Source organism: Nocardioides sp. NPDC057577, from assembly GCF_042801335.1.
Lineage (GTDB): Bacteria > Actinomycetota > Actinomycetes > Propionibacteriales > Nocardioidaceae > Nocardioides.
On the sequence record NZ_JBHVGB010000060.1, the window covers coordinates 1 to 13,252 of the forward strand.

The 13,252-nt window shown below is 70.4% G+C and carries 13 protein-coding genes; 9 read left to right on the top strand and 4 right to left on the bottom strand.

Translation table 11 applies throughout. The annotated features are described in order from the left end of the window. Positions 1 to 1,784 (top strand): ATP-binding protein (locus ACFU7D_RS14080; protein WP_378867949.1); only part of this gene is annotated, 1,784 nt, incomplete at its 5' end. Between the two features lies 1 nt (position 1,785). On the opposite strand, the gene ACFU7D_RS14085 is transcribed toward ACFU7D_RS14080, so the two are convergent. From ACFU7D_RS14085 to ACFU7D_RS14100, 4 genes are all read right to left on the bottom strand, one after another. After that, the gene (locus tag ACFU7D_RS14085; protein WP_378867950.1) at positions 1,786 to 2,604 is read right to left on the bottom strand and encodes an ABC transporter permease; all 819 of its coding nucleotides are present in this window, start codon (positions 2,602 to 2,604) and stop codon (positions 1,786 to 1,788) included. A gap of 1 nt (position 2,605) precedes the next feature. Beyond that, the gene (locus ACFU7D_RS14090) at positions 2,606 to 3,613 is read right to left on the bottom strand and encodes an ATP-binding cassette domain-containing protein (protein WP_378867952.1); all 1,008 of its coding nucleotides are present in this window, start codon (positions 3,611 to 3,613) and stop codon (positions 2,606 to 2,608) included. A 67-nt stretch (positions 3,614 to 3,680) separates the two neighbouring features. Continuing rightward, the gene (locus ACFU7D_RS14095) at positions 3,681 to 4,247 is read right to left on the bottom strand and encodes a TIGR00730 family Rossman fold protein (protein WP_378867954.1); all 567 of its coding nucleotides are present in this window, start codon (positions 4,245 to 4,247) and stop codon (positions 3,681 to 3,683) included. 10 nt (positions 4,248 to 4,257) lie between these two features. Then, positions 4,258 to 5,088, bottom strand: a complete 831-nt coding sequence (locus ACFU7D_RS14100) for a maleylpyruvate isomerase family mycothiol-dependent enzyme (RefSeq protein ID WP_378867956.1) — start codon at positions 5,086 to 5,088, stop codon at positions 4,258 to 4,260. A gap of 74 nt (positions 5,089 to 5,162) precedes the next feature. Here ACFU7D_RS14100 and argC point away from each other — a divergent pair, with 74 nt between their 5' ends. Genes argC through ACFU7D_RS14140 form a run of 8 tightly spaced genes read left to right on the top strand, consistent with a single transcriptional unit; the run spans position 5,163 to position 13,244 of the window. Further along, positions 5,163 to 6,200 carry an N-acetyl-gamma-glutamyl-phosphate reductase gene (gene argC / locus ACFU7D_RS14105; RefSeq protein ID WP_378867958.1) on the top strand — a complete coding sequence of 346 codons (1,038 nt, stop codon included), beginning with the start codon at positions 5,163 to 5,165 and terminating at the stop codon, positions 6,198 to 6,200. Next, the gene (gene argB / locus ACFU7D_RS14110; protein ID WP_378867960.1) at positions 6,197 to 7,138 is read left to right on the top strand and encodes an acetylglutamate kinase; all 942 of its coding nucleotides are present in this window, start codon (positions 6,197 to 6,199) and stop codon (positions 7,136 to 7,138) included. The genes argC and argB overlap by 4 nt, the downstream gene beginning before the upstream one ends. Next, the gene (locus ACFU7D_RS14115; RefSeq protein WP_378867962.1) at positions 7,135 to 8,325 is read left to right on the top strand and encodes an acetylornithine transaminase; all 1,191 of its coding nucleotides are present in this window, start codon (positions 7,135 to 7,137) and stop codon (positions 8,323 to 8,325) included. Before argB ends, ACFU7D_RS14115 begins: the two co-directional genes overlap by 4 nt. Continuing rightward, the gene (argF, locus tag ACFU7D_RS14120) at positions 8,322 to 9,245 is read left to right on the top strand and encodes an ornithine carbamoyltransferase (RefSeq protein WP_378867964.1); all 924 of its coding nucleotides are present in this window, start codon (positions 8,322 to 8,324) and stop codon (positions 9,243 to 9,245) included. The genes ACFU7D_RS14115 and argF overlap by 4 nt, the downstream gene beginning before the upstream one ends. Then, positions 9,242 to 9,769, top strand: coding sequence for an arginine repressor (locus tag ACFU7D_RS14125; protein WP_378731135.1), 528 nt, complete (start codon positions 9,242 to 9,244; stop codon positions 9,767 to 9,769). The genes argF and ACFU7D_RS14125 overlap by 4 nt, the downstream gene beginning before the upstream one ends. Positions 9,770 to 9,793: 24 nt before the next feature. Continuing rightward, positions 9,794 to 11,254 (top strand): argininosuccinate synthase, encoded by a 1,461-nt coding sequence (gene argG, locus ACFU7D_RS14130; protein ID WP_378867966.1) that lies wholly within the window; start codon positions 9,794 to 9,796, stop codon positions 11,252 to 11,254. Continuing rightward, a complete protein-coding gene (argH, locus tag ACFU7D_RS14135) occupies positions 11,254 to 12,678 on the top strand; it encodes an argininosuccinate lyase (RefSeq protein WP_378867968.1) in 1,425 nt (474 codons plus the stop codon). Before argG ends, argH begins: the two co-directional genes overlap by 1 nt. Beyond that, entirely contained in the window at positions 12,678 to 13,244 is a 567-nt protein-coding gene (locus tag ACFU7D_RS14140; protein WP_378867970.1) for a DNA-3-methyladenine glycosylase, read from the top strand. Before argH ends, ACFU7D_RS14140 begins: the two co-directional genes overlap by 1 nt. Positions 13,245 to 13,252 lie beyond the last annotated feature (8 nt).

A 13,252-nucleotide genomic window follows, 5' to 3' on the forward strand; every position in this document is an offset into this window, starting at 1 on the left:
CGATGTCGGTCGACGACATCGCGCGGCGGCTGGAGAACCGGTTCGACCTGCTGCGCGGCGGTGACCGCAGCGCTCCCGACCGCCATCAGACCTTGATCGCGGTCATCGACTGGTCCTGGAACCTCCTCTCCGAGCGCGAGCGGCGGGCGATGCGCTGGCTCTCGGTCTTCCATGACGGGTTCACCCTCGCGGCGGCCGAGGCGATGCTCGGGGCGGAGACGTTCGCAGCGATCGAGGAGCTCGTCGACCAGTCGCTGCTGACGGTCGTCGAGGCACCGCTGGGCTTCCGCTACCGGATGCTCGAGACCGTCCGAGAGTTCGGCCGGATGCAGCTGATCGACGCCGGCGAGGACGCCGCGGCCCGGGCGGCGCAGCGTGCCTGGGCGCGGGACTACGCGGACGCGAGCGCGGGCCGGATCTACTCCCCGGACCAGTTCGACGCCATGGACGAGCTGCGCGCCGAGGAGAGCAACCTCGCCGACATCCTGCGCCAGGTCCTGGCCGACGACGAGCCCGAATCGGTGATCCGTCTCTTCTGCGCGATGGGTGTCTTCTGGACCATCGCGGGCGAGCACCAGCGGGTGATCATGCTGGCGAGCCCGGTCGCCGATCTGCTGGCCGAGTGGGAGCCGCCTCCCGAGCTGTTGGAGAAGACCCGGCTCGTCCTGACCCTGCTGCTCTTCGGTGCCGCCGTGACGGGAGGCTCCGGCCTCGAGCGGCTGATGACGATCCTGGACCGGATCGGCACCGAGGCCGCGGACCCGCAGCTCAGGGTGATGCTGAAGGTCATGCAGGCGATGGCGGGCAGCGTCACCGGAGCCGGGCGGCCGCTGCAGGACGAGCTGGCCGTCCTGGTCACCGACCCCGACCAGGACGTACGCGCTCGGGCCTACACCTTCCTCAGCCACGAACGGGAGAACCTCGGCGACCCCGAGGGTGCCGTTGCCGCGGGGAGGGAGGCGCTGCGCCTGACCGGCACCGACGGCGGCCTGTGGCCACAAGCGATGCTGCACGCCCAGCTCAGCGGCCTCTATGCCCAGCTCGGCCGTCTCGGCGAGGCCGCGGAGCACGCCCGTGAGGCCGTCCCGGTCCTGCGCCGTCTCGGTGCCGACGACGACCTCGTCCAGACCCACGCCATCTTGGTGACGTACGCCGTGGAGCAGGGGCGTCTCGGGGAGGCCGCCGAGATCCTCGCCCAGCTCACCGACGAGCAGCCTCACGGCGGTTTCGGCTCCCGGGGCGCCGTCCACGGTGCCCGGGCTCAGCTCCTCCTCGCCCAGGGGCGGGTCGGCGAGGGGCTGGCGCTGTTCCGCGAGGTGGTGGCGACGATGGGCGAGGTGCCGTTCCCGGGGTTCACCGACGACGCCGACCTGGTGCCCTGGCGGGTCGCGGCCGAGGCGGTCACCGTGGTCGCCTCCGTCCGGCACGGGGACGACGCGGAGGGCTCCGACCTCTTCGAGGCCCTGATGCTCAAGGCGCCGCGCCTGCTCTCCGAGGACCGCAGGGCCCAGGACTACCCCGTCACCGGGATGGTGCTGTTCGCGCTCGGGCTGTGCGGGCTTCTGCGGGACACGCTGCCCCGCGAGGAGTCGGTGCGCCTGGTGGTGCTGGCCGACCGGTTCGGCTACTCCCGCTCGTTCCTGGACATGCGCTGGGAGCTCGCGGTCGCCGACGCGAACCGGCTCGCGCCGGGCGTGCTCGAGCGGGTCTCGGAGGACTACGGCGAACGCCGCGGGCTCGCCCTGCTGGACGAGGCCCGCGGCGTCATCGCGCGCCTGGGCTGAGTCAGAGCTTCTTGCTGTAGCTCCACACCGAGAGCGGCGCGAAGATCGCGACGACCGCGGCGCAGCCGACGAGCGCCCACACGACGCTCATGGTGACGTCACCGGCGTTCATCAGGTCACGGGTGGCGTTGATGACCAACGTGACCGGGTTGACGTCGACGAAGTGCTGCAGCCAGTCCGGCATGGTCTCCTTCGGCACGAACGCGGGGGAGAGGAAGGTCAGCGGGAACATGATCATCATGCCCAGGCCCTGCACGCCGCCCGCGGTCTTCAAGACCGTGCCGAGCCAGGTGAAGATCCAGCTCAGCGACCAGCCCGCGAAAATGGTCAGTGCCCAGCCGGCGAGCACGCCGCCGACGCCGCCACCGGGCCGGTAGCCCATCAGCAGGCCGACCACGATCGTCAGCGTCGCCGCGATCCCGTAGCGGAGCAGGTCGGCGACCGCCGGACCGGCCAGCGGCGCGATCCGGGCGATCGGGAGCGCCTTGAACCGGTCGAAGACGCCCTTGTCCATGTCCTCGCGCAGCTGGGTGCCGCGCGCCATCGAGGCGGTCAGCGCGGTCTGGGCCAGGATGCCGGTGATGATGGTCGGCAGGTACGACTTCACGTCACCCGAGATCGCGCCACCGAAGATGTAGGCGAACATCGCGGTGAACAGCAGCGGCTGGATCGTCACGTCGAAGAACTGCTCGGGGTTGCGCATCATCTTGATGTACGCCCGGCGGGCCATGGTCAGCGTCTGGGCGATCGTCTCGCCCACGCCTGGACGGGCCTTGAGCGGGCGGTCGGTGACGGCGTACGTGGAGATCAGTGCAGCCATCTCAGGCCACCTCCTCGGTGTGGATGTCGGAGTTGTCGGGTTCGGCGGCGCCGTCGGGGTCCTCGGTGCCGTGACCGGTCAGGGCCAGGAAGACCTCGTCCAGCGTCGGCTGCTGGACGTTCGCGGTGGTGATCGAGATGCCCGCGTGGCGAAGACCGATGAGCACGTCGGCGGCCCTGTCGGCATCGGCCAGCGGTACGTTGACGCCGCCGGCCTCGGGAGTGAGCACCGGACGGTCGCCGGTGACCTTCTCGACCACAGCGGCGGCGGTGGCGACCTGGGTCTTGTCGCTCAGGCGCAGGTGCAGCGTGGAGTTGCCGACCGAGGTCTTGAGCTGCTCCGAGGTGCCTTCGGCGACCTTGACGCCGCGGTCGATGACCGCGATCCGGTCGGCGAGCTGGTCGGCCTCGTCGAGGTACTGCGTGGTCAGCAGGACGGTCGAGCCGCCGGCCACCAGGGTCCGGATGGTGTCCCACATCTGTCCGCGCGTGCGCGGGTCCAGGCCGGTGGTCGGCTCGTCGAGGAAGATCAGCGGCGGGCGGGACAGGAGCGAGGCGGCGAGGTCGAGGCGGCGGCGCATGCCGCCGGAGAACTTCGAGATCTGCCGCTTGGCGGCCTCCTGGAGCCCGAAGGACTCCAGCAGCTCCTCGGCGGCGGCCCGGGAGGCCTTGCCGGACATGCCCAGCAGGCGGCCGAAGAGGACCAGGTTCTCGGTGGCGGTGAGGTTCTCGTCGACGGAGGCGTACTGCCCCGTGACGCCGACGAGCTGACGCACCTGGTGGGGGTGCGCCTTGACGTCGACCCCGAAGATCTCGGCCTTGCCGGCGTCGATCGGGAGCAGGGTCGCGAGCATCTTCAAGGTGGTGGTCTTGCCGGCACCGTTGGGGCCGAGCACGCCGAAGACCTCGCCGCGGCGGATCTCGAGGTCGATCCCGTCGACCGCGGTGAAGTCTCCGAAGGTCTTGACCAGACCTGAGGCCGATACGGCCAGTTCGGTGGTGGTTGTCATGCTCCCAGGGTGTGGGGCGCCGGTTTCAGGGCGCCTTCACCGTGGTTTCACGACTCCTCGCGCGGTTTCAGAGGGCAGCTCGACGAGCAGAGTCGAGGCGGGCCAGGACGTCGTCGAGGTCCTCGCCGACCACCAGGGACTCGGCGGGGGAGCCGTGCAGGAACCCCGCCGTGGCGATGCGCTCCATCATGTCCACGAGCGGGTCCCAGAAGCCGTTGATGTTGAGCACGCCGACCGGCTTGCCGTGCAGCGAGAGCGTCTGCCAGGTCCAGACCTCGAAGAGCTCCTCGAGGGTGCCGATCCCGCCGGGGAGCGCGAGGAAGGCGTCGGCACGCTCGGCCATGATCGCCTTGCGCTCGTGCATCGTGTCGACCACGACCGTCTGCATCCCCGGCGCGCCTTCGATGCGACCCCACTCGCGGTCGACCATGAACCGTGGGATCACGCCGAAGACCTTGCCGTTGCCGTCGATCGCGCCCTGGGAGATCCGGCCCATCAGGCCTCCACCGCCCGCTCCGTAGACCAGCTCGATCTCGCGCTCGGCGAGCCCCTTGCCGATCTCGTAGGCTTTCGCGGGGAGTGCCGGGTCGTTGCCGTCGCGAGAGCCGAGGAAGACCGCCAGGTGCTTGATCATGCGGCGAAGGTTAGTCGTCGGTGATCGGCTGGTTCGTCAACGCGCGGAAGCGGTCGTAGACGTCCTTGTCACCGGTGACCTGGATGCCCTCGTCGTCGCGCCGGCGCCAGAGCCAGGCGTTCAGATCCGCCGCGGTGCCCTCGATGACCACGTCGGGCTCGGTGCCGGCCGGGATCTCCTCGTGGGGGACGACGCTGAGGTCGGGCTCGTCCTCGAGGCGGTCTCCGTTGGGTCGGGTGCCGGAGACGAGGCCGAGCTGGACCCAGGTCTGGGTGTCGGTGTCGATGGCGTCGACGCGTACGTAGTGCTCGCCGCCCGCGAAGCTCGCCCACTCGGGCTTCCCGCCGTAGAAGACGTCGAGGAGCTCGTCGATCCCGTCCGCGGCGAGCGCGGGGTCCAGGGGAGTCACGGCGCCGGCGGTGAGCTCGGCGTCGAGGCGGTGGATGAGGATCTCGTGGGCCTGTCGCCGGTAGGTGAACCCGGCGGTCTGGTCCTTCGACCAGGACCAGGTGGGCTCCTCGGGGCCGGTCTCCTCGAGGGTCTTGATGAACCTGGCGTTGAGCTCGTCGAAGTGGGCGAGCAGGTCCTGGTAGGTCGCGTCCTTCGGACGCTCCAGCTCGTCGTAGGTCTCCTCGGTCGGCGCGGCCGGTCGAGTCTCCAGGACGTACGTCCAGAAGTGCTGCACCTCGGCGGCGACGTGCCACAGCAGGTCGGCGGCGGTCCAGTCCGGAGCGGTCGGGACCGGGGCGGTCGGGTCGGTCTCCGCGAGCACGGCGCGGAAGCGGGCCGACTCCGACCGGATGTGGTCGAGGTAGGCGGTGGGGGTGAGGCGGGATGTCATGGGGCGAACACTAAGCGGCCGCGTCTCAATCTCCGAACGGGTTTTGCGACATAGATGCAGTGGGATGTATGTTCATGCACATGACGAAGAAGCGCGTCGCCGTCGCCGGTGCCAGTGGATATGCCGGAGGTGAGCTGCTCAGGCTGCTGCTGGCCCACCCCGAGGTGGAGATCGGCGCCCTGACCGCCGCCTCCAGCGCGGGCAAGACCCTGGGGAGCCTCCAGCCCCACCTGATCCCGCTCGCCGACCGAGTGCTCGAGCCGACCACCGCCGAGACCCTCGCCGGTCACGACGTCGTCTTCCTGGCACTCCCGCACGGAGAGTCCGGGCCGATCGCGGCCGGCCTTCCCGACGACGTGGTCGTGATCGACTGCGGCGCCGACTACCGGCTCGCCGACGCCGAGACGTGGACGAAGTTCTACGGCACCGACCACGCCGGCACCTGGCCCTACGGGCTCCCTGAGCTCCCCGGACAGCGAGCCGCGCTCGCCTCGGCCAACCGGATCGCGGTGCCGGGCTGCTTCCCGACCGTCTCCACCCTGGCCCTCGCCCCGGCGGTCGAGGCCGGCATCGTCGAGCCCGAGGTCGTCGTGGTCGCCGCCACCGGCACCAGCGGCGCGGGGAAGTCGTCCAAGCCCCACCTGATCGGTGCCGAGGTCATGGGCAACGTCAGCGCCTACGGCGTCGGCGGCGCCCACCGGCACACCCCCGAGATCGTCCAGAACCTCTCCGCGCTGGTCGACGGCGAGGTGTCGGTCTCGTTCACCCCGGTGCTGGTGCCGATGCCGCGCGGCATCCTGGCCACCTGCTCGGCCAAGATCGGCGCCGGCGTGACGGCGGCCGATGCGCGGGCCGTCTACGAGAAGGCGTACGCGGAGGAGCCCTTCGTCCACCTGCTCCCCGAGGGCCAGTGGCCCCAGACGCAGTCGGTGCTCGGATCGAACGCCGTCCACCTGCAGGTCACCGTCGACGAGGCCGCCGGGCGGCTGGTCGTCGTCGGTGCCGTGGACAACCTCGCCAAGGGCACCGCCGGTGGAGCCATCCAGTGCATGAACCTCGCGCTCGGCCTCGAGGAGACCGCGGGCCTGACGACGGTGGGAGTCGCGCCGTGATCGACCTGGAGACCATCGCCCACGAGCCCGGTCGCCCCGACCCCGCCAAGGCGCGTACGCTCGCCGGCGCCCTGCCGTGGCTGAAGGAGTATCACGGCAAGATCGTCGTGGTGAAGTACGGCGGCAACGCCATGACCGACGACAAGCTCAAGCGTGCCTTCGCCGAGGACATCGCGTTCATGCGGTTCGCCGGCTTCAAGCCGGTCGTCGTCCACGGCGGCGGGCCGCAGATCTCGAGCATGCTCGGCCGGCTCGGCATCGAGTCGGAGTTCCGCGGCGGGCTGCGAGTGACCACCCCCGAGGCCATGGACGTCGTCCGGATGGTCCTGGTCGGCCAGGTCCAGCGCGAGCTGGTCGGGCTGATCAACGAGCACGGCCCCCTCGCGGTCGGGCTCTCCGGCGAGGACGCCGGACTCTTCACCGCCGAGCCGGCCAGCACCGTCATCGACGGTGAGGAGGTCGACCTCGGCCAGGTCGGCGAGGTCGTCGACGTACGTCCCTCCTCGGTCCTCGACCTGATCGAAGCCGGCCGGATCCCGGTCGTCTCCAGCGTCGCCCCCGACGTCGACGGCACGATCTACAACGTCAACGCCGACCGAGCCGCCTCGGCCCTGGCGATCGCGCTGGCCGCCGAGAAGCTGCTGGTCCTGACCGACGTCGAGGGCCTCTACCTCGACTGGCCCGACCCCGAGGAGGTCATCGGCGAGATCAGTCCCGAGGCACTCGAGGGGATCCTCCCCGACCTGGCCAGCGGGATGATCCCGAAGATGAGCGCCTGCCTCGAGGCGGTCAAGGGCGGCGTCAAGCGCGCCACCGTCGTCGACGGCCGCGCCGAGCACGCCGTGCTGCTGGAGCTGTTCACCGCCGAGGGAGTCGGCACCCAGGTGCTCCCCGGCGTCACCACCAAGACCCGCAAGGCAAGGGAGCTGGACCGATGAGCACCGCTGTGCCCACTTCTTGGGAGAAGCGCTACGCCGCCTCCCTGATGAACACCTTCGGCGCCCCCAAGCTGGTCCTCACCCGAGGCGAGGGCGCCCACGTGTGGGACGAGAACGGCAAGGAGTACGTCGACCTGCTGGCCGGCATCGCCGTCAACGCGCTCGGTCACGCCCACCCGGCGCTGGTCTCCGCGGTGACCTCCCAGATGTCCTCGCTCGGCCACGTCTCCAACTTCTTCACCTCCCAGCCCCAGATCGAGCTGGCTGAAGCGCTGCTCGCCAGGGTCCCCGGCGGCGAGACCGGGAAGGTGTTCTTCACCAACTCCGGCACCGAGGCCAACGAGGCCGGCTTCAAGCTGACCCGGCGCACCGGGCGGACGCACATCGTGGCCGCCCACGGTGCCTTCCACGGCCGCTCGATGGGTGCCCTGGCGCTGACCGCCAAGGAGGCCTACCGGGCCCCGTTCGAGCCGCTGCCCGGCGAGGTCACCTTCGTCCCCTACGGCGACGCCTCCGCGCTGGCGGCGGCCGTCACCGACGAGACCGCGGCGATCATCCTCGAGCCGATCCAGGGCGAGGCCGGCGTCATCGTCCCGCCCGCCGACTACCTGGCGTCCGCGCGGGCCGTGGCCGACGAGCACGGCGCACTGCTCTGGCTCGACGAGGTCCAGTCCGGGCTGGGCCGCACCGGTCACTGGTTCGCCCACGAGACCTCCGGCGTCACCGCCGACATCGTCACCCTCGCCAAGGGCCTCGGTGGCGGCTTCCCGATCGGTGCCTGCATCGGTCTGGGCCGGGCCGCGACGCTCTTCGAGCCCGGCAACCACGGCACCACCTTCGGCGGCAACCCGGTCGCCTGCGCCGCGGGCCTCGCGGTGATCGAGACCATCGAGTCCGAGGGCCTCCTCGAGCACGTCACCGTGCTCGGCCAGAAGCTGCGCGACGGTCTCGCCGCCGACCCGCGGGTCGCGCGGGTCGACGGTGAGGGCCTCTTCATCGGCGTGGTGCTCGCCGGTCTCGACTCGGGCGCCGTCGCCGCGGCCGCGCTGGAGGCCGGATTCATCCTCAACAACGCCACGCCCGAACGGATCCGGATCGTGCCCCCGCTGGTGCTCACCGACGACGACGCCGAGAGCCTGCTGGCCGCCTGGCCCCAGATCCTGGACAGAGCGGAGGGGACGAAGTGACCAGACACTTCCTCCGCGACGACGACCTCACCCCGGCCGAGCAGGCCGAGGTGCTGGCACTCGCGGCGGCGATGAAGCAGGACCCCTACGCCGCCAAGCCGCTCGCCGGTCCGGTGACCGTGGCCACGATCTACGACAAGCCGACGCTGCGCACGCAGGCATCGTTCTCCTCCGGGATCGCCGAGCTCGGCGGCCACTCGATGCTCGTCGACGGCCGCCTCGCCGGGATCGGCGAGCGGGAGTCGGTCGCCGACGTCGCCCGGGTGCTCGGCCGGCAGGCGGGCGAGATCGTGTGGCGTACGTTCGCGCAGAGCGACCTCGAGGAGATGGCCGCCCACTCCGGGGTTCCGGTCGTCAACGCCCTCACCGACGAGTTCCACCCCTGCCAGCTGCTCGCCGACCTGCAGACGCTGCAGGAGCACAAGGGGTCGCTGGCCGGACTGACCGCGGCCTTCCTCGGCGACGCCGCCTGCAACATGGGCAACTCCTGGGCGCTGGCCGGAGCGATCGCCGGGATGCACGTCCGGTTCGGTGCACCGGAGGGCTATGCGCCGGACGCGGAGGTGCTGGTCAGGGCCAAGGAGATCGCCGAGGAGACCGGCGGCTCGGTCACGGTGACCTCCGACCCGGTCGCAGCGGCAGCCGGGGCCGACGTACTCATCACCGACACCTGGGTCTCGATGGGCAAGGAGAGCGAGGCGGCCGCCCGGGTCGCGGTGTTCTCGCCCTACGCGCTCACCACCGAGCTGCTCGGCCACGCCGATGCCGACGCCGTCGTGCTGCACTGCCTGCCGGCTTACCGCGGCAAGGAGATCGAGGCCGAGGTGCTCGACGGTCCGCGGAGTCTGGTGTGGGACGAGGCGGAGAACCGGCGCCACGCCCAGAAGGCGATCCTGGCTTTCCTGTGGGAGCGACGATGACTACTAACGAGACCCAGCGGCCGGCGACCAAGGGTGCGCGCCAGTCCCTGATCGTGGACATCATCTGGGGCAAGGAGATCCGGTCCCAGACCGAGCTCTCCGAGGTGCTGTTCGCCCACGGGGTCAACGTCACCCAGGCGACGCTCTCGCGTGACCTGGACGAGCTCGACGCGGTGAAGGTGCGGGCACCTTCCGGTGCGCTCGTCTACGCGGTTCCGGGGGAGGGCGGTGACCGCACCGCGGTCGCCCCGGGGGAGTCGGCCAGCGGCCGGAGCAAGCTCGGCCGACTCGCCCGAGAGCTCTTGGTGAGCGCCGACGGGAGTGGGAACCTCGTGGTGCTGCGTACTCCTGCGGGGGGTGCCCAGTACTTCGCCTCCGCGATCGACCGGGCCGAGTATCCCGACATCCTCGGCACCATCGCCGGCGACGACACCGTGCTCGTCATCGGCCGCGAGCCCAAGGGCGGCGCTGCACTCGTCAACCGCTTCCTCAGCCTCGCCGGCAAGACCACAGACATCCAATAGTTTCAGAGCAAGGAGCAACATCTCGTGAGCAAGGTCCTGACCTCCCTTCCCAAGGGTGAGCGCGTCGGCATCGCCTTCTCCGGAGGCCTCGACACCTCCGTGGCGGTCGCCTGGATGCGCGACAAGGGCGCGGTGCCGTGCACCTACACCGCCGACATCGGGCAGTACGACGAGCCCGACATCTCCGGTGTCCCGGACCGCGCGATGGCGTACGGCGCGGAGATCGCGCGCGCCATCGACATCAAGCCGCAGCTCGTCGAGGAGGGCCTGGCCGCGCTCGCCTGCGGTGCCTTCCACATCCGCTCCGGTGGCCGTGCCTACTTCAACACGACGCCCTTGGGGCGTGCCGTGACCGGCACCATGCTGGTGCGCGCGATGCAGGCCGACGACGTCAACATCTGGGGTGACGGGTCGACCTTCAAGGGCAACGACATCGAGCGGTTCTACCGCTACGGCCTGATGGCCAACCCCGAGCTGCGCATCTACAAGCCGTGGCTCGACGCCGACTTCGTCCACGAGCTCGGTGGCCGCCACGAGATGTCGGAGTGGCTGGTCGCGCACGACCTGCCCTACCGCGACTCCACCGAGAAGGCCTACTCCACCGACGCCAACATCTGGGGCGCGACTCACGAGGCCAAGACGCTGGAGCACCTCGACGTCTCGCTGGAGACCGTCGAGCCGATCATGGGTGTGAAGTTCTGGGATCCGTCGGTCGCCATCGAGACCGAGGACGTCTCGGTCACCTTCGTCGAGGGCCGCCCGGTGGCGATCAACGGCAAGTCCTTCGCGTCCGCCGTGGAGCTCGTCTACGAGGCCAACGCGATCGGCGGCCGCCACGGTCTGGGCATGTCCGACCAGATCGAGAATCGGATCATCGAGGCCAAGTCCCGCGGCATCTACGAGGCGCCGGGCATGGCGCTGCTGTGGGCGGCCTACGAGCGGCTGCTCAACGCGGTGCACAACGAGGACACCATGTCCAACTACTACAACGAGGGCCGCAAGCTCGGCCGGCTGCTCTACGAGGGCCGCTGGCTCGACCCGCAGGCGCTGATGCTGCGCGAGTCGATCCAGCGCTGGATCGCCTCCCTCGTCTCCGGCACGGTCACCCTGCGGCTGCGCCGCGGCGAGGACTACACGGTCCTCAACACCGAGGGCTCGCACTTCTCCTACCACCCCGAGAAGCTGTCCATGGAGCGCGTCGAGAACGCCGCCTTCGGCCCCGTCGACCGCATCGGCCAGCTCACCATGCGCAACCTCGACATCGCCGACTCCCGCTCCAAGCTCGAGATCTACGCCGGGCACCCCCTGGACCAGGGAACGGTGCTCGTCGAGCACGGCACCCTCTTCGGCGAGCTGCCCGCCGGCGGCTTCGACCGCATCGCCGCCACCGACGGCAAGCCGCTTCCGGCCGCTCTTCCGGTCGAGGCGTCCGTCCTGGACGACACCGTCCTGGACGAGGCCGCGCTGGAGGCTGGGAACGACTGATGTCGAACACACCTGCCAACACCACCAACGAGGGCAAGCTCTGGGGCGGCCGGTTCGCCGGTGGTCCTTCGCCGGAGCTCGAGGCGCTCTCGCGCTCGACGCAGTTCGACTGGCGGCTGGCGCTCTACGACATCGCCGGGTCCCACGCCCACGCCAAGGCGCTGGGGGCGGCCGGGCTGCTCACCGGTGACGAGGAGAACGAGATCCACCGGGGTCTGGACGTCCTCGCCGACCGGTTCACGGCCGGCCGGCTGGTTCCGGCTGCCTCCGACGAGGACGTACACGGTGCCCTGGAGCGACTGCTCATCGAGGAGATCGGTCCCGACGTCGGCGGCAAGCTGCGGGCCGGGCGCTCGCGCAACGACCAGATCGCGACCCTCTTCCGGAGCTATCTGCTCGACCACGAGCGGGTGCTGCGTGGGCTCGTGCTCGATCTCATCGACGCGCTCGCCGCGCAGGCCGACGAGAACATGGGCGCGATCATGCCGGGACGTACGCACCTCCAGCACGCCCAGCCGGTGTTGCTCTCCCACCATCTGATGGCCCACGCCTGGTCCCTGTTGCGCGACGTCGATCGGCTCGCCGGCTGGCGGGCGCGGGTCGTGTGCGACTCGCCCTACGGGTCGGGGGCCCTCGCAGGGCAGTCGCTCGGTCTCGACCCCGAGCTGGTCGCCGCCGAGCTCGGCTTCACCGGGTCCAGTGCCAACTCGATCGACGGGACGGCCTCGCGTGACTTCGTCGCCGAGTTCGCCTACGTGTGCGCCCAGATCGGCGTCGACATCAGTCGGATCGCCGAGGAGATCATTCTGTGGGCGACCAAGGAGTTCGACTTCGTTACGCTGCACGACTCCTGGTCGACGGGATCGAGCATCATGCCGCAGAAGAAGAACCCCGATATCTCCGAGCTCGCTCGGGGCAAGGCCGGGCGTCTGGTCGGCAACCTGACCGGGTTGCTGACGACGCTGAAGGCGCTGCCGCTGGCCTACAACCGTGACCTGCAGGAGGACAAGGAGCCGGTCTTCGACTCCCTGGACACCCTCGAGGTGCTGCTCCCGGCCTTCACCGGCCAGGTCGCCACGCTGGTCTACAACACCGACCGGATGGCCGAGCTCGCCCCTCAGGGATTCTCGCTGGCCACCGACATCGCGGAGTGGCTGGTCCGGCAGGGCACTCCCTTCCGGATCGCGCACGAGCTCGCCGGCGCCTGCGTCCAGGCGGCGGAGAAGCGCGGCGTGGAGCTGGACGCGCTCACCGACGAGGAGTTCGCCACGATCTCGCCGGCGCTCACTCCTGACGTACGTCTGGTGCTGACCATCGAGGGCTCGGTCGCGTCCCGCGACGGTCGTGGTGGCACGGCGCCCGACAGGGTCGTCGAGCAGCTCGCCGAGCTCCGGGCCAAGGCGGCCGGGTTCCGTCCGTCGTAGTGCTCACGAGCCTGTTGGGCCAGCGCCCCGAGGTGACCGCTCCGCGGCTCCTCGGGGCGACGCTGTCCTTCGACGGGGTGAAGGTGCGGCTCACCGAGGTGGAGGCGTACGCGGCCGACGACCCCGGCTCGCACGCCTTTCGGGGCGAGACGAACCGCAACCGGGTGATGTTCGGTCCGCCGGGGCGCCTCTACGTCTACTTCACCTACGGCATGCACCATTGCGCGAACCTCGTGTGCCACCCGGAGGGCGAGCCCGGGGGCATCCTGCTGCGTGCCGGTGAGGTGATCGAGGGGATCGAGATCGCCCGGGAGCGACGTGGACCAGTACGCGATGTCGATCTCGCCCGCGGACCGGCGCGACTGTGCTCGGCGCTCGGGATCGACCTCACCATGAACGGGACCAGCGACTTCGAGCTGGATCTGGCGCCGGCCGAGACGTGGGCGGAGATCGAGGTGGCCGCCGGGCCGCGGGTCGGGCTGCGTCTCGCCCCGGAGCGACCCTGGCGGTTCTGGGTCTCCGGTGACCGGACGGTCTCGCCCTACCGGCCGGCGAAAGCCCGCTGAGAGCCGGC

What these genes read in the sequence shown, in the direction of transcription:
- ACFU7D_RS14085 (WP_378867950.1), bottom strand. Translation starts at nt 2,604, where the DNA reads ATGGCTGCACTGATCTCCACGTACGCCGTCACCGACCGCCCGCTCAAG.
- argH (WP_378867968.1), top strand. Translation starts at nt 11,254, where the DNA reads ATGTCGAACACACCTGCCAACACCACCAACGAGGGCAAGCTCTGGGGC.
- ACFU7D_RS14125 (WP_378731135.1), top strand. Translation starts at nt 9,242, where the DNA reads ATGACTACTAACGAGACCCAGCGGCCGGCGACCAAGGGTGCGCGCCAG.
- ACFU7D_RS14090 (WP_378867952.1), bottom strand. Translation starts at nt 3,613, where the DNA reads ATGACAACCACCACCGAACTGGCCGTATCGGCCTCAGGTCTGGTCAAG.
- ACFU7D_RS14115 (WP_378867962.1), top strand. Translation starts at nt 7,135, where the DNA reads ATGAGCACCGCTGTGCCCACTTCTTGGGAGAAGCGCTACGCCGCCTCC.
- ACFU7D_RS14095 (WP_378867954.1), bottom strand. Translation starts at nt 4,247, where the DNA reads ATGATCAAGCACCTGGCGGTCTTCCTCGGCTCTCGCGACGGCAACGAC.
- ACFU7D_RS14100 (WP_378867956.1), bottom strand. Translation starts at nt 5,088, where the DNA reads ATGACATCCCGCCTCACCCCCACCGCCTACCTCGACCACATCCGGTCG.
- argC (WP_378867958.1), top strand. Translation starts at nt 5,163, where the DNA reads ATGCACATGACGAAGAAGCGCGTCGCCGTCGCCGGTGCCAGTGGATAT.